The sequence below is a fragment of the Streptomyces oryzae genome (assembly GCF_017676365.1).
Classification (GTDB): domain Bacteria; phylum Actinomycetota; class Actinomycetes; order Streptomycetales; family Streptomycetaceae; genus Streptomyces; species Streptomyces oryzae.
On the sequence record NZ_JADKMA010000038.1, the window covers coordinates 1 to 18524 of the forward strand.

Here is an 18524-nt window from a genome sequence, read left to right on the forward strand (position 1 = left end):
ACAGCCACCCCGAGCACATCCACGGCCATCCCGCGCACCACCCCGGCCACCCCACCGACCTCGTCGCGCAGCTCCGCGCCGCGGGCTGTGTCTTCGCCGAGAACGAGGCACGCCTGCTGTACGAGACCGCGCGCGGCCCGGCCGAACTGCGCCGGATGACCGACCGCCGCATCGCCGGGCACCCCCTCGAACACGTACTGGGCTGGGCGGAGTTCGCCGGCCTCCGGATCGCCGTGGAGCCCGGCGTCTTCGTGCCCCGGCGCCGCACCGAGTTCCTGGTACGGCAGGCCGCCGCATGCGCGTCCAGTGCCGAGCTGCCCGTACTCGTCGATCTGTGCTGCGGTACGGGAGCGATCGGTGCTGCGCTGCTCACCGCGCTGGGCGGTCGCGGCGAACTGCACGCCGCGGACCTCGATCCCGCCGCCGTACGGTGCGCGCGGCGCAACCTCGCCGGGCCGCGGGTGCACGTCCACGAGGGGGATCTGTTCGCTGCGCTGCCCGGACGGCTGCGGGGCCGGGTGGACGTACTGACGGCCAACGTGCCCTACGTACCCACCGCTGACATACCGCTCCTCCCGCCCGAGGCCCGCGACCACGAGCCGCGGCCCGCGCTGGACGGCGGACCCGACGGCCTGTCCCTGCTGCGCCGTGTCGCCGCGGACGCCGCGAGCTGGCTGGCCCCCGGCGGAGCGCTGCTGACGGAGACCAGCTCCCGTCAGGCCGAGGCGGCAGCCGGCCTGCTGTCCGCCGCCGGTCTCACCGTCACCGTCACCACCGACCCCGACCTCCACGCCACCACCCTCACCGCCCGGCGCCTGTAGGCCTGGCGCCATGTCCCGAGCCCGCGCCCGGGAAGACGGTGACCCGGCACGGTGTTGAAGGGGAGCATGTTGATCGGCGAACTGGCGCAGCGCACGGGCGCGAGCAAGCGCTCCCTCCGCTACTACGAGCAGCAAGGGCTGCTCGTGGCGGGGCGGACGGCCAAGGGCTGGCGGGCGTACGACGAGAGCGCCGTCAACCGGGTCCGCAATGTGCGGGAACTGCTGGCCGCGGGGCTGGGTACCGAGGACATCCTTCAGGTCGCGCCCTGTCTGGACATGAAGACCGAGGAGTTCATGGCCTGCCAGGACAGCCCCGCGGAGACGCTGGCGATGTACGAGCGGCGGCTGGCCGCGGTGGAGGAGAAGGCGGCCGAACTCGCCCGGTACCGCACCCGGCTGGTGGCCCGTATCGCCCGGCTGCGGGCCGCCGACCCGGACGCCGAGCTCGGCGAGGTGCTGCGCCGCGCGGAGGAGACCGACCGGACGGTCTGAAGTCGTGCGCCGCGCTTGCAGGTGACACCGGTGTCACTGCCTACCGTGCGCCGCATGACTACCGCACGCAGCACAGCGGGCAGCAGCCGCCTGCCCGGCTGGCTCTACGTCCTCTTCCTCACGCTTCTGGCCACCGCCACCGACGAGTTCATCATCGCGGGGGTCCTTCCCCGGATCGCCGGCGACCTGGGTGTCAGCGTCTCCGCGGCCGGGCAGCTGGTGACCGTCTTCGCCGTCGTCTACGCGCTCGGCGCCCCGACGCTCGCCGTCGTGTGCGAACGCTTCGCGCGCCGTACGGTGACGGCGGCCGGACTCGCCCTCTTCGTCGTCGCGAACGTGGCGGCGGCGCTCGCACCGGGCTACTGGTGGCTGCTCGCAGCCCGGGTGGTCGCGGCGTTGTGCGCCGCGGTCGTCACGGCGGCGGCCTTCGCCACAGCTGCCGCCGGGGCGCCGAAGGATGCGCAGGGACGCTATCTCGGTGTCGTCACCGCGGGGATGACGGCGGCGCTGTTCACCGGCGTACCCGTCGGCTCCTGGCTCGGTGGCGCGTTCGGCTGGCGTGCCACCTTCTGGCTGATCGCCGCCGTGGGCGCCCTTGCCACGGTCGGTGTGCTGGCCACCGCGCCCGCCGTGCCTGGCGGCGAGCCGGCACCGCTGCGTCGACGGCTGGCGCCGCTGCGGGAGGCGGCAGTGCTGCGCGTGGTGGCGGTGACGTTCCTGGCGGCGAGCGGCGGGCTGATGTTCTACACCTATCTGGGCGCCTACGCGGCCGAGGTGGCCTCCGACTCGTACGGACTGCTCTCCTTCCTGCTCTTCCTCGTCGGCGCGGCGGGGCTGGCCGGGGCGCTGCTGGCGGGCCGGGCCACCGACGCCTGGGGGCCGCGGCGCGGGCTGCGACTGGTGCTCGGCGGCCACGCGCTGATGCTGGCGACGGCGGCGGCTCTGGTCTTCAGCGGCGTACACAGCACCGCCGTACTGGCCGTCGTCATCGGCTGCTGGGCGGTCTTCGCCTGGGGCCTCAACCCGCCGGTGCAGGGCAGTGTGCTGGCAGCGGCCGGTCCTGAGGCGGGGATGACGGCCTCGGCGCTGAACATCTCAGGGCTCTACCTGGGCACCGGTGTGGCGGGCGCGCTGGGCGGCGCCGTCGTCGGCACGGCCGGTGTCCGGTACGTACCCGTGGCGGCCACGGCGCTGCTGCTGTGCTCGTTCGCCCTCGCGCTGCTGCCCGCCCGGAGCACCGGCCGGATCAAGCGGTCGGCAGCTGCTGCTGCGCCTCGTGCAGCAGTGAAGTGACCGTCTGAGCGAACCGCGCCCCGCACAGGTGCCCTTCGCCGGTACGGACCGCCGTCAGCAGCGCTTCGATCGCGCGGCCGAACGACGCGGCGGGAGCCTCGTCACGTACGGGGAGCTGCGCGACGCCCGGGGCACCCCGCACCTCCGCCGTGACCCCTGCCGCCGCGGGGGTCACCGAGTGGGTCAGCGTGCAGCTGCTGGAGGCACCCGAGGTGTGCCGCAGCACCAGGTGCACGGTGTCGCCGGTGCCGCCGCGCGCCGCCGTCACCTCCGCGACGGGGCCGAGCAGCGGCAGCAGTACGGACAGCGCGTGCGGTCCCACGTCCCACAGCGCGCCCTTCTCCCGCCGCCAGGGCGAGGCGGTGTACGGCGAGTCGGCCCCGCCGAAGACGGGGGAGAGCCAGTCGGCGCGGCCGACCTGCCAGCCTTCCGCCGCGGCCTGTTCGCGCAGCCAGCCGCCGGTCGACTCGCAGAAGTGCAGCGTGAAGAAGACGACGCAGCCGACCCCGGCCCGCTCGACCGCCTCCGCGACACCGCGGGCGCCCTCGGGTGTGGTGGCGACGGGCTTGTCGAGCAGCAGATGGCATCCGGCGTTCGCAGCCCGGACGGCGAGCGGCGCCTGGATGTCCGGCGGGAGCGCGACGGCGACCGCGTCGCAGGCGTCGAAGAGCGCGTCCAGATCGGCGTACGGCCGGGTCCCAAGGCGCTGGGCGAGCGCCCCCGTCGGCTCGGGGCGCCGCCCCCACACCCCGGCCAGCTCCACGTCCTGGTGCGCGGCGAGCGCGGGGCCATGGGTGCGCTCGGCCCAGGGGCCCGTCCCCAGCAGTCCGAACTTCATACCGGCAGCCTACGAGGTCCGGGGCCCGGTCCGGGGATGCCCGGGGCGGTCCGTCCCGTCCCCCGGGGCGTGCGGGCGGCCCGGCCCGGCCGCGGGTTGCCCCCCGATTGCCCCATCAGTGCCGAATATCCCGCTCCACGGTCCCTCGTCCGGTGTGCCCCGTAGCCAGGGATGAGGCGCTGGCGCAGTCTTGGCGCCGGTCGGGCGTGAGCGAGGGAGACGGGCGATGGCGGAGCTGTTCATCGACGGGGAGTGGCGGCAGGCCACGGCGGGCGGGCGGCGGGATGTGCTCAACCCGTTCGACGCCTCCGTGATCGCCACCGTCGACGAGGCGGACGAGACCGACGTCGACATGGCCGTACGCGCCGCCAAGCGCGCCTTCGAGCGGGCCGGCTGGTCCTCGGCGCCCACCCGGCAGCGCGCCGACGTCCTCCACCGCGTGCACCAACTGCTGCTGCGCGACCAGGAGGAGATCGCCCGCACCGAGACCCTCGACACCGGCAAGACCCTCACCGAGGCCCGGACCGACATCGAGGACGTCGCGAACGCCTTCCGCTACTTCGCGGAGCTGGCCGGCAAGGACGGCGGCCGGGTGGTGGACGTCGGCCCCGACGTGCTCAGCCGCGTCGTCTACAACCCGGTCGGCGTCTGCTGCCTGATCGCCCCGTGGAACTACCCGCTGCTCCAGGCGTCCTGGAAGGTCGCCCCGGCGCTGGCCGCCGGCAACACCTTCGTGCTCAAACCCAGCGAGGTCACGCCGCTGTCCACCATCGCCATGATCCGCCTGATCGCCGAGGCCGGGGCGCCGCCCGGAGTCGCCAACCTGGTGCTCGGCTCAGGTGCCACGGTCGGCGCTGCCATGACCAGTCACCCGGAGGTGGACCTGGTCTCCTTCACCGGCGGTCTGGCGACCGGGCGGAAGATCATGGAGAGCGTCGCCCCGGGCGTGAAGAACCTCGCACTGGAACTGGGCGGCAAGAACCCCAACGTGGTCTTCGACGACGCGGACTTCACCGCCGCGCTCGACTACGCGCTGGACGCCGCCTTCCTGCACTCGGGCCAGATCTGCTCCGCCGGTTCGCGGCTGCTGGTGCAACAGGGCATCCACGACGAGTTCGTGGAAGCGCTGGGCGCCAGGACCGCCGCCATCCGGCTGGGCAACGGCCTGGAACCGATGACCGAGTCGGGCCCGCTCAGCTCCGCCGAGCACCGCGCCAAGGTGGAGGGCTATCTGGAGCTCGCCCGCGAGGAGGGCGCCCGGCTGGTCACCGGCGGACGCCGCCCCGACGACCCCGAACTGGCCAACGGCTACTTCCTGCTGCCGACCGTCTACGCCGACTGCGACCGCTCGATGCGCATCGTCCAGGAGGAGATCTTCGGCCCGGTCGTCACCGTCGAGCGGTTCCGCACCGAGGACGAGGCCGTCGAGCTGGCCAACGACACCCGCTACGGGCTGGCGGGCGGGGTGTGGACGAGCGACGCGGGCCGCGCCCAGCGGGTGGCCAACCGGCTGCGGCACGGCACGATCTGGATCAACGACTTCCACCCGTACGTACCGCAGGCCGAGTGGGGCGGCTTCGGCCGCTCCGGCATCGGCCGCGAACTGGGGCCGACCGGGCTGCGCGAGTACCAGGAGGCCAAGCACATCTACCAGAACCTCGCACCGGCCCCCTCCGGCTGGTTCAAAGGCTGAGATCAAAGGCCGAAGGCCAAGGGCTGAGTTCAAGCGCTGAGGAAACGGACCGTATGAACGCGAACGGCGAGAGCAGCTACGACTACGTCATCGTCGGCGGCGGCACGGCCGGCTCCGTGCTGGCGGCCCGGCTGAGCGAGGACCCCGACTGCCGGGTGTGCGTCATCGAGGGCGGGCCCAGCGACGTCGGCGACGAGAAGGTGCTGCGGCTGCGCAACTGGATCAATCTGCTGGAGTCGGAGTACGACTACGGCTACACCACCACCGAACAGCCGCGCGGCAACTCGCACATCGTGCACTCCCGCGCCAGGGTGCTGGGCGGCTGCTCCTCGCACAACACGCTCATCAGCTTCCTCCCCTTCCCCCAGGACCTGGACGAGTGGGTGGGGATGGGCTGCGCCGGCTGGGACCCGCTGACCGTCCTGCCGTACCGCAAGCGGCTGCGCAACAACATCGTCCCCGTCGGCGAGGACGACCGTAACCCCATCGCCCGCGACTTCGTGACCGCCGCCGCCGAAGCGCTGCACGTACCCGTCATCGAGGACTTCAACCGCCGCCCCTTCCCCGACGGCGCCGGCTTCTTCTCCCTCGCCTACGACCCGGCCACGAACAAGCGCTCCTCCGCCTCCGTCGCCTACCTGCACCCGATCATCGGCAAGCGGCGCAATCTGACGCTGAAGCTGGAGACCTGGGCCCACCAGCTGGTCCCCGACGGCGCCGGGCGGCTCAGCCGCGTCCGGGTGCGGTACGCCGACGGCTCCGCCGGCACCGTGCGCGCGGAGCGCGAAGTGCTGCTGTGCGCCGGGGCCGTGGACACCCCGCGGCTGCTGCTGCTCTCCGGCGTCGGCCCCGCCGGCGAACTGCGGGCGCTCGGCATCGAGGTGCACGCGGACCTGCCCGGCGTGGGCGAGAACCTGCTCGACCACCCGGAGTCGGTGATCGTGTGGGAGACCCACGAGCCGCTGCCGCCCAACTCGGCGATGGACTCCGACGCAGGGCTGTTCGTACGCCGCGACACCTCCCAGCCCCGGCCCGATCTGATGTGGCACTTCTACCAGGTGCCGTTCACCGTCAACACCGAACGCCTCGGCTACCCCACACCCCTGCACGGCGTGTGCATGACGCCCAACGTGCCCCGGGCCCGGTCGGTGGGACGGCTGTGGCTGCGCAGCTCCGATCCGGCCGTCCACCCGGCGCTGGACTTCCGCTACTTCACCGACCCGGAAGGGCACGACGAGCGCACCATCGTGGACGGGCTGCGGCTGGCCCGCGAGGTGGCGAACACCACGCCGCTGCGCGACTGGCTGAAGCAGGAGATCGCGCCCGGTCCGCGGGTGAGCACCGACGCCGAACTCTCCGAGTACGGACGGCGCGTCGCCCACACCGTCTACCACCCGGCGGGCACCTGCCGGATGGGCGCAGCCGAGGACCCGATGGCCGTCGTCGACCCGCTGCTGCGGCTGCGCGGACAGGACGGGGTACGGGTGATCGACGCGTCGGTCTTCCCGACGATGCCGACCATCAACCCCATGGTGACCGTGCTGCTGGTCGCCGAACGCGCCGCCGACCTGATCACCGGGCGCCCAGGCCCGCAGCCCGAGGGAGGCGAGCGCTGATGGGCCGGTCCCAGCCGGCCTCCGGCGCGGGCGGCGAGAACGCCCCCGGCGCGGGCGCACCCGGAGCGGAGGCCCCCGGAGCGGAGGCCCCCGGCTCGGAGTTCCGCAAGGAGATGGGTCCGTGGGCGAACTTCGCCCTCGGCTTCACCTACCTCTCGCCCGTGGTGAGCACCTACACCCTCTTCGGCTCGGCGCTCGCCGAGGGCGGGCCGCCGATGATCTGGGCGTTCCTGCTGGCGGGCTGCGGCCAGTTCCTGGTGGCGCTGGTCTTCGGCGAGATCGTGGCGCAGTTCCCCATCGCGGGCGGCGTCTATCCGTGGGCGCGGCGGCTGTGGGGCATGCGGTGGGCGTGGATGACGGGCTGGGTCTACATGTGGGCGCTGCTGGTGACGATCACCAGCGTCGCGTACGGCGCCGGCCCCTACATCGCCATCCTCTTCGGCTTCAGCTCGAGCGTGCACACCACGGTGATCTGCACCGTCATCCTGATCGTCGTCGCCGCGCTGATCAACTACGCCGGTACGAAGGCACTGTCGCTCGCCGCCATCATCGGCTTCAGCGCCGAGCTGGTCGGCGCGCTGATCGTCGGCGTCTATCTGCTGGTCACCCACCGCGAACACGGACTCGGCGTCATCCTCGACACCCACGGGACCCAGGGCGACGGCTCCTACGCCCCGGTCTTCCTGGCCGCCGCCATCATCGGCTTCTACCAGTACTACGGCTTCGAGGCGTGCGGCGACACCGCCGAGGAGGTCGCCCACCCGGGCCTGGTCATCCCCAAGGCGATGCGCCGCACCATCTACGTCGGCGGCGCCGCCGCCACCTTCACCTGCGGCTCGCTGCTGCTGTCCGTCACCGACTACGGCGCGGTGATCTCCGGCAAGGACACCGACCCGGTCGTCAACGTCCTCTTCGACGCCATGGGCACGGTCGGCGCCCGGCTGGTGATGGCCGTCGTCCTCATCTCCTTCCTCTCCTGCACCATCAGCCTCCAGGCCGCCGCGGGCCGCCTCATCTACTCCTACGCCCGCGACCAGATGGTCGTCGGCCACAAACTGCTGCGCCGCTTCTCCCACAAACGGGCCGTGCCCGAGGTGGCGCTGCTGGTCGCCGCCGTCATCCCCGGGCTGATCGCGTTCGGTTCGCTGGTCTCCGAGGACGCCCTCACCAAGATCGTGTCCTTCGCGATCCTCGGCATCTACGGCTCCTTCCAGATGGTGGTCCTGGCCGCGCTGCGCGCCCGCCTCAAGGGCTGGCGCGCCACCGGCGAGTTCACGCTCGGCCGCTGGGGCGTCCTGGTCAACAGCGCGGCCCTGGCGTACGGCATCTTCGCCATCATCAACATCTGCTGGGCCCGCACCCCTGAAGAGCCCTGGTACTCCAACTACATCGTCCTGCTCAGCGGCGGCGTCGTCCTCGCCGCCGGCCTGGTGTACATGTTCACCACCCACCACTACGGCCGCGGCGACGCCCCGTCAGGCGACGCGATTCCGCAACGCTGGGAGGGAGCGCGTTGAGGGGGGTTGTGGGCACAACCCCCCTCTGTCCGGCAACGGCGAGCACCAGCCACTCAGGAAAGCCGCCGCTGGGTCACCGAACGTGCTCCGGCGGCGCAGCCACTGTCCGCGGCGGCTCACCATAAGGCCCCGCACCCCAAGCGCCCGGCGCCGCCTGCGCCGGCACGGTGGGCACAGCCTCGTGCTCCATCCGCGGCAGCCACCCCAACCACCGGGGCAGATACCAGTTCCGCTCGCCCAGCAGCATCATCACCGCCGGCAGCAACACCATCCGCACCACCGTGGCATCCAGCAGCACGGCCACCGCGAGCCCGACGCCCATCTGCTTCATGTCCTGCATCGACAGCGTCGCGAAGACCGCGAACACGGCCACCATGATCAGCGCCGCACCGGTCACCGCAGAGGCGGTGGCCCTGATCCCGTCGCTGATCGCCTCCCGCGTGCTCATGCCCCGGTCCCTGGCCTCCCGTATCCGCGACACCACGAACACGTGGTAGTCCATCGACAGACCGAACAGCACGACCAGCACGAACAGCGGCATCCACGACTCGATGGCACCTACCGCCTCGGTGCCGAACAGCGAGGCACCCCAGCCGTGCTGGAAGACCGCCGTCATCACCCCGAACGCCGCGCCGACCGACAGCAGGTTGAGGACGATCGAGGCGAGCGCGATGGGCGCCGAGCGGAAGCTGACCAGCATCAGCAGGAAGGTGACGACGGTGATGAAGACGAGCACCGGCACGATGCCGTCCTTGAGCTGGTCGTTGAAGTCCTTCGAGCCGGCGAGCTCTCCGGTGACGTAGACCTGCCCGTCGGCGGCGGCCGGCCCCAGCGTGTCCGGCACGACCTTCTCGCGCAGCACGTCGAGCGCGGCGAGGGAGGTCTCGTCGGTGCCGTTGCCCGCCAGCGGTACGTCGATGACGGCGACGTTCTCCTTGCCGTGCACGACCGTCTCGACGCCCCGGCCGAAGTGCCCGGTGTCCTTGCCGACCGTCTCCTTGAAGTCGGCGAGCGCCGCGCGGGTCTGGGGCGAGCGCACGTCGTCGGCCTTGAGGACGACCCGGGCCGGTTCGGGCCCGCCGGGGAAGGTCTCGGTGATCTTCTCGGCGTTGACGCGCAGTTCGGCGTTCTTGGGCATCTGCTTGTCGAGGGAGAGCTGTTCGGTCTTCATGCCGAGCGCCGGCGCGGCCAGTACGAGCATCGCCGCGGCCGCGAGTACGGCGAACAGCCCCGGCGCCGCCAGCACCGGGCGCAGCAGCGCACCGGCGATCCGCCCTGCGGGCTTGCGCCGCCCGGCTGCACGGTCCCGCTTGCGGCCGCCCAGGAAGGGCACCTTGCCCTTGTCGATCCGGTCGCCCAGCCAGGACAGCAGCGCGGGCAGGATCGTCACCGAGCCGAGCATCGCGATGAAGACGACCAGGATCGTGGCGACGGCGAAGCCCTTGAACAGCAGCAGCCCCGACAGGAACATGCCCGCCATCGCCACCATCACCGTCACGCCCGACACCAGAACGGCACGGCCACTGGTGGCCGCCGCGATCCGCAGGGCGGTCTCCGCGTCCCGTCCCGCGGCCCGCTCGTCGCGCTCCCGGCGCAGGTAGAACAGGCAGTAGTCGACGCCGACGGCCAGCCCCATCAGCAGCATCACCGAGTTGGTCGTCTCATCGATGTGCAGCTGGGTGGAGAGGAGCGCGAGGATGCCGTTCGCGGCGATAAACGCGGTCAGCGCGAGCGCCACCGGCAGCAGCGCGGCCACCAGCGCCCCGAACGCCACCAGCAGGATGCCCAGCGCCAGCGGGACGGCCGTCCACTCGGCCTTGGCGAAGTCGTCACCGAGGATCTTGTTCAGCCACTTCATGGCGCTGGCTTCGCCGTACTGGTGGATCTCGATGCCCTCGCCGCGGTGCGCCTCGCGGACCTTGCCGACCGCGTCGATGACCTCGTCCACCGGCTTCTCGTCCGTCGAGTCGGGATCGCCGCGCATCTCGAAGCCGATCAGGCCGGCCCTGCCGTCCTTGGAGGGGAGCGGATCGCGGACGTTCTTGACCCGGCCGGTGTCCTCGACGGCCCGGACGACCTCCTTCGCGGTCGCCCGCCAGCCGCCCTTCTCGGTGCTGGAGACCATCACCGATTCGGCCGGCGGCTCCTCGATCCCGGCGTCCTCCAGGATGGTGGTCGCCCGCGCCGAGTCCCGTACGGACTGCTCGCTGTCGGTGGGCTCCGTCAGCCCGGCCATCCCGCCGAGCGTCGCGGCGAGCACGACGAACAGCAGCCAGCCGATGACCGCCGTCTTGCGGTGCCGGGTGCTCCAGCCGCCGAGCCGCGCGGCAAGACCCGCGCGTGGCGGCCGGGTGGATGCCGCCGGGCCGGTGGGTGTGGGTGGTCTGCGCATCGGGCTCTCCCCGTTTCCGTGTCTGCGTCGTCGGCCCGGCCTGGGCCTAGGTGGGCAGCAACGACGCTAGAAACGGCGGGCGTTCGGCCACAGCCGCCGAGCACCCCTGGCACGGAAGCAAAGGGAGAGCCTGAGGGTGGTGCTAGGTCTACCTGCGGGACGGTAGCCCGGGCCAGTGCACCGGAGGGGCGGCAGCGCGCAGACTGGCACGGTGACCCGGAAAACGGGCAGCGGAGGAAGACGGAGCTGGGGGCGAGTGGTGACTGAGGCCAAGGTGACGGCTGCGGTGCGGACCGACGGTGCCGAGCGGTCGGCCCCGCCCCGGCGGGGCTTCGGGAGGGGACGCCCGGCGGGCGCGCTGCTGGCGGCCGCACGCGGCCTGGTGCTGATGGTCCTCTCCCTCGGCGTGTCCCTGGCCCTGTTCCTGATGACGCTGGTGTCGCTCGTGCTGACGCTGCTGGGCATCGGCCTCTTCACCACGCCCTGGCTGCTGTACGCCGTACGGATGCACGCCGGCCAGCGCAGAGTGCTGGCAGGGGAGTGGGCGGGCCTGAGCATCCCAGCCTCCTACCGGCCGCTGCCGCCCGGTCCGCGCGGGGTGACGGGGCACGTCGAGCGCTGCGTACTGATGCTCAAGGACCCGGCCACCTGGCGGGACTTCATCTGGCTGATCACCGACGCGATCGCCGGCTTCGTCCTCGCGCTGCTGCCGGTCGCGCTGATCGGCTACGGAGCAGAGGGCTGGGTGATGTTCGCGGGCGTGTGGCGCGCCGTCGCGGGGGACTACTGGTACGGCTTCATCCACGTCGACACCTTCGGCGACGCGGTGCAGTGCGCGGCCCTCGGCAGCTTCGTCCTGCTGCTCGGCTGCTACGCCAACCCGCATCTGATCAAGGCCCACTTCCAGCTGGCCCGCGGCCTGCTCGCGCCGCCGCGTGGCGCCCAGCTGGCCCAGCGGGTGGAGCAGCTGTACGAGACGCGGCACGACGCGGTGGACACCTCCGCCGCCGAGCTGCGCCGTATCGAGCGGGATCTGCACGACGGCGCGCAGGCCCGGCTGGTCGCCATGGGCATGAACCTCGGCACCATCGAGGCCCTGATCGAGCACGACCCCGGCAAAGCCAGACAACTCATCGCGCAGGCCAGGCAATCCTCCGCCGAGGCCCTGACCGAGCTGCGCGATCTGGTACGGGGCATCCACCCGCCGGTCCTCGCCGAGCGCGGCCTGGGCGACGCTGCGGAAGCCCTCGCGCTGCGGATGCAGGTGCCCGTCGAGGTCGACATCGAACTGCCAGGACGGTTCGCCGAACCGGTCGAGTCCGCCGCCTACTTCGCGGTCAGCGAGGTGCTCACCAACGCGGTCAAGCACGCCGGGGCCGAGCACATCTGGCTGGACATCCACTACACCCACGAAGCGGGCGGCATGCTCCGGATATCCGTCACCGACGACGGCCAGGGCGGCGCCGACATCTCCAAGGGCTCCGGCATAGCCGGTGTCGAGCGCCGACTGGGCCCGTTCGACGGCGTCCTGGCCATCACCAGCCCCCCGGGCGGCCCCACCATGGTCACCATGGAAATCCCCTGCCGCCCGACCTGACCCGCGCCCCGGAGGGAGAACGCGCCCCGAAGGGGCGCGGGGAACGGCTCCCCCAAGCTCTTCGAGCAGGGGGTGCCCCCACAACCACCCCCAACCCGCAGTCTGCAACGGCCAACCAGGGGCAGCCCCTCCCCAGAACAGCGTCTCAGGACAGCCTCACAAGAAAAGTCTCACACCAACGCCGAGACCTTCTCCCGATACTGCCGGACGGCCGCCGCATCCCGATACGGCTCCAACCGCCGCTCGAAATCCCGTACGTACTCATGAGCACGTACGGACCGCATCTCCGCCGCCTGGTGGGCCGCCTCCGCACCCAGCGCGCACGCCTGCTCGATCTCGCCCAGCCCCAGCCGCGCCGTGGCCAGCACCACCCGGCAGAACAGCCGGCTGCGCGCGAACCCGGCGCTGCGCAGCTGGAGCGAGCGCTCGGCGTGCTGCGCGGCGGCGCGGTACTGCTGGAGGTCGCGGTGGCAGTGCCCGAACTCGTCGGCCAGCTGCGCCTCGTCGAAGAACCGCGCCCAGGCGGGTACGTCCTCGCTGGGCCGGGCGGACTCCAGCGCCCGCTCCGCGCGGGCCAGCGACGCCGTGCAGGCCCGCACCTCGCCCAGCACCCCGTGCCCGCGCGCCTCAGCCGCGTGCAGCAGCGCCTGGACCACCGGCGGCACCGAGGTGCCGACGCCCTGCTGCGCGACCCGGGCCAGCTGCACCGCCTCGCGCCCGTGCCCCAGATAGACGGCCTGCCTGCTCATCGTCACCAGCACATAGGCGCCGAAGGCGCGGTCGCCGGCCGCCTGGGTCAGCCGCAGCGCCTGCACGAAGTAGCGCTGCGCCAGGCCGTGCGCGGCGATGTCGTAGGAGGTCCAGCCCGCCAGCCGGGTCAGATCGGCAGCGGCCGCGAACAGCCTCCTGCCGAGCTGCTCCCCGTAGACGCCGCGCAGCATCGGCTCGGCCTCGTGCTCCAGATACCGCACCAGGGCCTGCCGCGCGTGCCCGCCGCCGTAGGCGTGGTCCAGGGCGCGGAAGAGCTCGCACACCGAACGCAGCGCCGCCACGTCGCCCCCGGACACCCGCTGACCCGGGCCGCGCTCCACCCGGTCCAGCCGGGCAGCGGCCAGCGACGGCGGCCTGGTGTTCGCCCCCGGCCCGCCGCCGACCCGGGACTGTGCCGGGACCCGCAGCCCTGTGGCGCCGTGCCCCATGCCGCCCGGACCCGCGGCGGCGGATCCGGAAGCAGGGCCGTGCCCGTGGCCGAGTCCGTGGCTGTGCCCGTGCCCCGCTCCGTGCGCCTGCCCGAGGCCCTGTCCGCGGGGTGCGCCGAGCCCGGTGCCGGTGCCGGGCGCCGACTGGCCGGCTCCCGGCACGGAGCCAGGCCCGGCGCCGGTCGCTCCGCCGCCCGACCCTGGGCCCCCGGGCCCTGCCGGGCTGCCCGAGCCGTCCGGTTCGGGGCCGCGTGCCACGCGCTCGTCCGCCCGGCCGATCAGCCAGTCCCGGCTCGGCACCACGAGTCCCGCCGGAGTGAACGCGATCTTCCGCAGCTCCGCATGGCTGCCGGAGTCCTTACGCCACAATCCGCTGACGATGTCGACCGCCTCGGCGGGCGTCGCCGCGAACTCCAGCCCCGCGTACACCGGCGCGCAGGCGTCGAGGCCGAGATCCTGTGCGGTCAGCCGCCGCCCCAGGCGCCGGGTGAAGACCTCGGCGATCAGCGCGGGCGTCGTCCCCCTGGGCTGCTGGCCGCGCAGCCACCGGGTCACCGACGTCTTGTCGTAGCGCAGGTCAAGACCGTGTTCGAGGCCGAGCTGGTCCACGCGCCTGGCCAGGCCCGCGTTGGAGAAGCCCGCCTCGGCGATCAGCGCTGCGAGCTGGCGGTTGGGGATGCGCTGCTGGGATGGCTGGGCCGCGTCGTTCACGGACTCCCCAGGTCGTTCCATCGTCATCAGGTCTACGGTCTCCTGCCCTCACGGCTTGTGTCAGACGCCGGGGCGCCCTGCTGGAACGGCGCGAATGTAACGGGCCCTCGTACATCGTTCGCCGCCTTCGTCGCGCATTCATCCGTACGTGTGAGGGGGCGGCCACCTGCGGGGACGGAGCGCGACGGCCGTACAGTGGCTGAGGGCGCGCTGCGCGAAGCGGCCCGCATCCGGTGTGCGCAGGCGTACGGCGCGGGCTTACGAAGGAGAGAAGGCATGGGAGAACCCCGGCTGGAGAGTCCGGCGGACGGTCCGGTGGACGGCGAACTCCGCTTCGTCCACCTGGGATTCGGCGACAACGCCGTCGACTACCTGGACGCCTGGCAGGAGCAGAAGCGGGTGCACGCGGCACGCTTCGCCGACGAGATCCCCGACACCTGTCTGCTGCTGGAGCACCCGCCGGTCTACACGGCCGGGCGGCGTACCGAGGACAGCGAACGCCCGCTTGACGGCACCCCCGTGGTCGACGTCGACCGCGGCGGCAAGATCACCTGGCACGGCCCCGGACAGCTCGTCGGCTATCCGATCCTGAAGCTGCCGCGTCCGGTGGACGTCGTCGCACACGTCCGCCGCCTCGAGGAGGCCATGATCCGCGCCTGCGCCGAGCTCGGCCTGGAGACGACGCGGGTGGAGGGCCGCAGCGGCGTATGGGTGCTGGGCGACGCGGTGGAGAAGCCCGCCGGGCCGGGGACGAAGCCGTCCTCGGGCCTGGCGCTGGACCTCGACCCGCGGCTGGACCAGGAGGACTACGACCCCCGTCTGATGGGCCCGGAGTACGCGCCCTCCAACGCGGGCCAGCGCGGTGAGGACCGCAAGCTGGCGCAGATCGGCATCCGCGTCGCCAAGGGCGTGACCATGCACGGCTTCTCCCTGAACTGCAACCCGGATACGACCGGTTTCGACCGGATCGTCCCCTGCGGCATCCGTGACGCGGGCGTCACCTCGCTCTCGCAGGAGCTGGGCAGGAATGTTCCGGTCTCCGAGGTGCTTCCCCTGATGGAGAAGCACCTGCGCGAGGTGCTGGAGTCCGCGACTCCGATGCCCCGCGCGGTCTGAGCCCGGTCCGGGTCCGGTTCGAGTCCGGGCCCGTCCCTGGTCTCCTGCATCTCCGCCGCAGGCCGGAGCGTCGGATGTTTCCCGGGCTCCGGCCGGTACGAAAGCCATGAACCGCAGGCGTAGGCTGATACCCGCCGCTGAATCGAAAGTACGTAGGGAGCCGGACGTGTCCGCTGTCGCACCCGACGGGCAGTCAATGCCAAGGCCTGACGGCCGGCGATTGCTCCGCCTTGAAGTCCGCAACAGCCAGACCCCCATCGAGCGCAAGCCCGAGTGGATCAAGACCCGGGCGAAAATGGGCCCCGAGTACAACGCCCTCCAGAACCTGGTCAAGAGCGAGGGCCTGCACACGGTCTGCCAGGAGGCGGGCTGTCCCAACATCTTCGAATGCTGGGAGGACCGCGAGGCGACCTTCCTGATCGGCGGCGAGCAGTGCACCCGCCGGTGCGACTTCTGCCAGATCGACACCGGCAAGCCCGCCGAGCTCGACCGCGACGAGCCGCGCCGCGTCGCCGAGTCCGTCCGCACGATGGAGCTCCGCTACGCGACGATCACCGGCGTGGCCCGCGACGACCTCGAGGACGGCGGCGCCTGGCTCTACGCGGAGACCGTCCGCCAGATCCACGGGCTGATGCCCGACACCGGCGTCGAGCTGCTCATCCCCGACTTCAACGCCGAGCCCGACCAGCTCGCGGAGGTCTTCTCCTCCCGCCCCGAGGTGCTGGCGCACAACGTGGAGACGGTGCCCCGCATCTTCAAGCGCATCCGCCCCGGCTTCCGCTACGAGCGCTCGCTGGAAGTCCTCACCCGCGCCCGCGAGGCCGGTCTTGTCGTCAAGTCCAACCTGATCCTCGGTCTGGGCGAGACCCGCGAGGAGATCAGCGAGGCTCTGCGCGATCTGCACGAGGCCGGCGCCGAGCTGATCACCATCACCCAGTACCTGCGCCCCACCCCGCGGCACCACCCGGTCGAGCGCTGGGTGAAGCCGCAGGAGTTCGTCGAGCTGAAGCAGGAGGCCGACGAGATCGGCTACGCGGGCGTCATGTCAGGACCGCTCGTCCGCTCCTCCTACCGCGCCGGACGCCTCTACCAGCAGGCCGTCGAGGCCCGTCGGACGGGCACGAACTCGGCCGCCTGAGCGCGGGTTCCAGGAGGCTGTGCGGCGAGGTTTCCGATCGCCCGGAGTGAGCTTCGCCGCACAGGCTTTCGTGGACTTTGACCCTCCGGTCATCGCCTGGTAACACCGAGGCGTAACGCTGAAACCACACACCGCGCTCGCGCAGCTTCTCGACCTGTTCTCGACTGCGCGGGTGGCGCCCGGTTCAGACGGATGACTGACGGAGGGGACGACAGTGCGAACCACCCTGTGGGCACTGGAAGGTCTGGAGCACCTTTTCTTCGGCAACGGGCAGCGGGTCGCCCGGCGCAACGCGTGGACGGCGGTCCAGGAGGACCGCCGCCGCGCCCGGGCCCGCCATGAGGCGGAGACCGTAATGAACGCCGCCTCGGCCCCCCGCCCCATGCTGACCGGCCGCGGCTGACCGTTCAGCGCGGCTGCTCTTGGAGCCGTACGGGGGCCCGCCGGCCCTCCCAGTGCGGGGGGCGGCCCCCCGTACCCCCGGCCCCGAAGCGGTCCCTCCGCCCTCCCACGTAAACTTCACCGCATGGCGAGGAAGGACAACACCGAGAACCCTGGGCGGCTCAAGCAGATCGCTCAGACGTACAAGATGACCCGGCGCGTGGACCGGAAGATCGGTTGGATCCTGGCCGGTGTGGGGCTTGTCACCTTCGGTGTACTCCTCGCGATCGGCTTCCTGATCGACCACCCGGTCTACCTGGGAATTCTGGGCGTGCTCCTGGCCCTGCTGGCCTGCGCGATCGTCTTCGGGCGGCGCGCCGAGCGGGCCGCGTTCGGGCAGATGGAGGGCCAGCCGGGAGCGGCGGCCGCAGTGCTGGAGAACATCGGCCGAGGCTGGCAGGTGACCCCGGCCGTGGCGATGAACCGCAGCCAGGACGTCGTCCACCGCGCGGTCGGCAAGGCCGGCATCGTGCTCGTCGGCGAGGGCAACCCGAACCGGCTGCGCGGGCTGCTGGCGTCCGAGAAGAAGAAGATGAACCGTGTCGTCGGCGATGTGCCGGTCCACACCCTGGTCGTCGGCCCGGACGAGGGCCAGGTCGAGCTGAAGAAGCTCCGCGTCAAGATCATGAAGCTGCCCCGTACGCTCCAGGGCGCCGAGGTCACTCAGATCAACGACCGGCTCCGGGCGCTCGGCGACCTCATGAGCAACATGCCGATCCCGAAGGGCCCGATGCCCAAGGGGATGAAGCTCCCCAAGGGCCCGCAGGGCGGCCGCTGACCGCCACTGCGGGAGCAGTCAGGGCGGGCTCCCTCTCCGGGGGCCCGCCCTGACTGCTTGACTGCTCGCTGTCTTCAGACTCGGCCGGCTCAGATCCTCACCTGGACCGAACCCGAGAGCCGGTCGTGCAGTCCGCGGTTGTCGCGGTCCCAGATCAGCGCGGGGATGGCGAGGCCGAGCAGCACCGTACGCACCGCCGTACGCCACACCGGCAGCTTCGTCAGCCCGTCCAGGGAGACGACGCGCAGCCCCAGCAGCCGCTTGCCGGGCGTGGAGCCGACCGTGCCGACGGTCAGCAGGCTCATGACGAGGAAGACGATCAGCGCCCAGTTGTTGGTGGCCTCCAGGCGGCGGTCCGCCAGCAGTCCGTAGGCGATGAGCGCGGAGAGCGCCCAGTCGATGAAGAGTGCGCCGATCCGGCGCCCGACCGGCGCGACGGCTCCGGAACCCTCCTCGGGCAGGCCGAGCCGCTTGCCGCGGTAGCCGAAGTCGGCCCCCATCTCCTCAGCCGCGGCCCGCGGTCCCGACAGCCACGACCCGATTGCGTCCCTGTTGTCCACCCGACAACGGTATCGCGCGGGTTTCGCGGCGGACCGGTCGGCTGCGGCCGGCCGGTACGGTGCACGCCTCACGTCGTACGCCGTACACCGGCCTGCTGTACGCCGTATACGCGCCAGGTCTCACACCGGGGCGTAGCCGAGTAAACACAGGCAAGCAGAATGCAAACTGAACGTAACAGTGGCACTCCGGATCGTTATCCGCCACCGTTCCGGCCTGGTGGTTAACATCGGCGAAACAGATGGGTCATGCTGGAGAAATGGCACCTGCCTATGGTCGGCCACCAGGCGTGCGGCGCCACCGTGCCCGCACCCGGAGCCGGAG

15 protein-coding genes are annotated in these 18524 nt (G+C 71.9%); 11 read left to right on the forward strand and 4 right to left on the reverse strand.

Annotation, left to right across the window (positions count from 1 at the left end):
• Positions 1-17: 17 nt before the first annotated feature.
• From ITI46_RS10085 to ITI46_RS10095, 3 genes are all read left to right on the forward strand, one after another.
• Positions 18-821 (forward strand): putative protein N(5)-glutamine methyltransferase, encoded by an 804-nt coding sequence (locus tag ITI46_RS10085; protein WP_209239135.1) that lies wholly within the window; start codon positions 18-20, stop codon positions 819-821.
• Positions 822-887: 66 nt separating this feature from the next.
• Positions 888-1313, forward strand: a complete 426-nt coding sequence (locus ITI46_RS10090; RefSeq protein WP_209239111.1) for a MerR family transcriptional regulator — start codon at positions 888-890, stop codon at positions 1311-1313.
• A 54-nt stretch (positions 1314-1367) separates the two neighbouring features.
• Entirely contained in the window at positions 1368-2606 is a 1239-nt protein-coding gene (locus ITI46_RS10095) for an MFS transporter (RefSeq protein ID WP_209239112.1), read from the forward strand.
• Here ITI46_RS10095 and ITI46_RS10100 read toward each other — a convergent pair.
• Positions 2560-3444, reverse strand: coding sequence for a Gfo/Idh/MocA family protein (locus tag ITI46_RS10100; protein ID WP_209239113.1), 885 nt, complete (start codon positions 3442-3444; stop codon positions 2560-2562). The two genes, ITI46_RS10095 and ITI46_RS10100, sit on opposite strands and share 47 nt — an antisense overlap.
• A gap of 226 nt (positions 3445-3670) precedes the next feature.
• On the opposite strand from ITI46_RS10100, the gene ITI46_RS10105 reads away from it, so the two are divergent.
• From ITI46_RS10105 to ITI46_RS10115, 3 genes are read left to right on the forward strand one after another with little or no spacing between them, the layout of a single operon-like run.
• Positions 3671-5137, forward strand: a complete 1467-nt coding sequence (locus ITI46_RS10105) for an aldehyde dehydrogenase family protein (RefSeq protein WP_209239114.1) — start codon at positions 3671-3673, stop codon at positions 5135-5137.
• 53 nt (positions 5138-5190) lie between these two features.
• The gene (locus tag ITI46_RS10110) at positions 5191-6753 is read left to right on the forward strand and encodes a GMC family oxidoreductase (RefSeq protein ID WP_209239115.1); all 1563 of its coding nucleotides are present in this window, start codon (positions 5191-5193) and stop codon (positions 6751-6753) included.
• On the forward strand, positions 6753-8270 hold the full coding sequence (locus ITI46_RS10115) for an APC family permease (protein WP_247745753.1): 1518 nt from the start codon (positions 6753-6755) through the stop codon (positions 8268-8270). The genes ITI46_RS10110 and ITI46_RS10115 overlap by 1 nt, the downstream gene beginning before the upstream one ends.
• Before the next feature lie 73 nt (positions 8271-8343).
• On the opposite strand, the gene ITI46_RS10120 is transcribed toward ITI46_RS10115, so the two are convergent.
• Positions 8344-10662, reverse strand: coding sequence for an MMPL family transporter (locus ITI46_RS10120; protein WP_209239116.1), 2319 nt, complete (start codon positions 10660-10662; stop codon positions 8344-8346).
• A gap of 388 nt (positions 10663-11050) precedes the next feature.
• Between ITI46_RS10120 and ITI46_RS10125 the strand changes: the two genes are divergently transcribed.
• Positions 11051-12259 (forward strand): sensor histidine kinase, encoded by a 1209-nt coding sequence (locus tag ITI46_RS10125; RefSeq protein WP_209239137.1) that lies wholly within the window; start codon positions 11051-11053, stop codon positions 12257-12259.
• A 170-nt stretch (positions 12260-12429) separates the two neighbouring features.
• Here the strand turns inward: ITI46_RS10125 and ITI46_RS10130 are convergent, their stop codons facing one another.
• Positions 12430-14196, reverse strand: a complete 1767-nt coding sequence (locus ITI46_RS10130) for an NsdA family TPR-like regulatory protein (RefSeq protein WP_209239117.1) — start codon at positions 14194-14196, stop codon at positions 12430-12432.
• A gap of 249 nt (positions 14197-14445) precedes the next feature.
• Between ITI46_RS10130 and lipB the strand changes: the two genes are divergently transcribed.
• From lipB to ITI46_RS10150, 4 genes are all read left to right on the forward strand, one after another.
• Positions 14446-15285, forward strand: coding sequence for a lipoyl(octanoyl) transferase LipB (gene lipB / locus ITI46_RS10135; protein ID WP_209239118.1), 840 nt, complete (start codon positions 14446-14448; stop codon positions 15283-15285).
• A 196-nt stretch (positions 15286-15481) separates the two neighbouring features.
• On the forward strand, positions 15482-16423 hold the full coding sequence (lipA, locus tag ITI46_RS10140; protein ID WP_209239119.1) for a lipoyl synthase: 942 nt from the start codon (positions 15482-15484) through the stop codon (positions 16421-16423).
• A gap of 214 nt (positions 16424-16637) precedes the next feature.
• Complete coding sequence (locus ITI46_RS10145; protein WP_209239120.1) at positions 16638-16826, forward strand: hypothetical protein; 189 nt, start codon at positions 16638-16640, stop codon at positions 16824-16826.
• 123 nt (positions 16827-16949) lie between these two features.
• On the forward strand, positions 16950-17642 hold the full coding sequence (locus ITI46_RS10150; protein WP_209239121.1) for a DUF4191 domain-containing protein: 693 nt from the start codon (positions 16950-16952) through the stop codon (positions 17640-17642).
• A gap of 89 nt (positions 17643-17731) precedes the next feature.
• Here ITI46_RS10150 and ITI46_RS10155 read toward each other — a convergent pair whose 3' ends face one another.
• Positions 17732-18202 (reverse strand): RDD family protein, encoded by a 471-nt coding sequence (locus ITI46_RS10155; RefSeq protein ID WP_209239122.1) that lies wholly within the window; start codon positions 18200-18202, stop codon positions 17732-17734.
• Positions 18203-18524 lie beyond the last annotated feature (322 nt).

What these genes read in the sequence shown, in the direction of transcription:
- ITI46_RS10090 (WP_209239111.1), top strand. Translation starts at nt 888, where the DNA reads ATGTTGATCGGCGAACTGGCGCAGCGCACGGGCGCGAGCAAGCGCTCC.
- ITI46_RS10095 (WP_209239112.1), top strand. Translation starts at nt 1,368, where the DNA reads ATGACTACCGCACGCAGCACAGCGGGCAGCAGCCGCCTGCCCGGCTGG.
- ITI46_RS10100 (WP_209239113.1), bottom strand. Translation starts at nt 3,444, where the DNA reads ATGAAGTTCGGACTGCTGGGGACGGGCCCCTGGGCCGAGCGCACCCAT.
- ITI46_RS10105 (WP_209239114.1), top strand. Translation starts at nt 3,671, where the DNA reads ATGGCGGAGCTGTTCATCGACGGGGAGTGGCGGCAGGCCACGGCGGGC.
- ITI46_RS10110 (WP_209239115.1), top strand. Translation starts at nt 5,191, where the DNA reads ATGAACGCGAACGGCGAGAGCAGCTACGACTACGTCATCGTCGGCGGC.
- ITI46_RS10115 (WP_247745753.1), top strand. Translation starts at nt 6,753, where the DNA reads ATGGGCCGGTCCCAGCCGGCCTCCGGCGCGGGCGGCGAGAACGCCCCC.
- ITI46_RS10120 (WP_209239116.1), bottom strand. Translation starts at nt 10,662, where the DNA reads ATGCGCAGACCACCCACACCCACCGGCCCGGCGGCATCCACCCGGCCG.
- ITI46_RS10125 (WP_209239137.1), top strand. Translation starts at nt 11,051, where the DNA reads ATGGTCCTCTCCCTCGGCGTGTCCCTGGCCCTGTTCCTGATGACGCTG.
- ITI46_RS10130 (WP_209239117.1), bottom strand. Translation starts at nt 14,196, where the DNA reads ATGACGATGGAACGACCTGGGGAGTCCGTGAACGACGCGGCCCAGCCA.
- lipB (WP_209239118.1), top strand. Translation starts at nt 14,446, where the DNA reads ATGGGAGAACCCCGGCTGGAGAGTCCGGCGGACGGTCCGGTGGACGGC.
- lipA (WP_209239119.1), top strand. Translation starts at nt 15,482, where the DNA reads ATGCCAAGGCCTGACGGCCGGCGATTGCTCCGCCTTGAAGTCCGCAAC.
- ITI46_RS10150 (WP_209239121.1), top strand. Translation starts at nt 16,950, where the DNA reads ATGGCGAGGAAGGACAACACCGAGAACCCTGGGCGGCTCAAGCAGATC.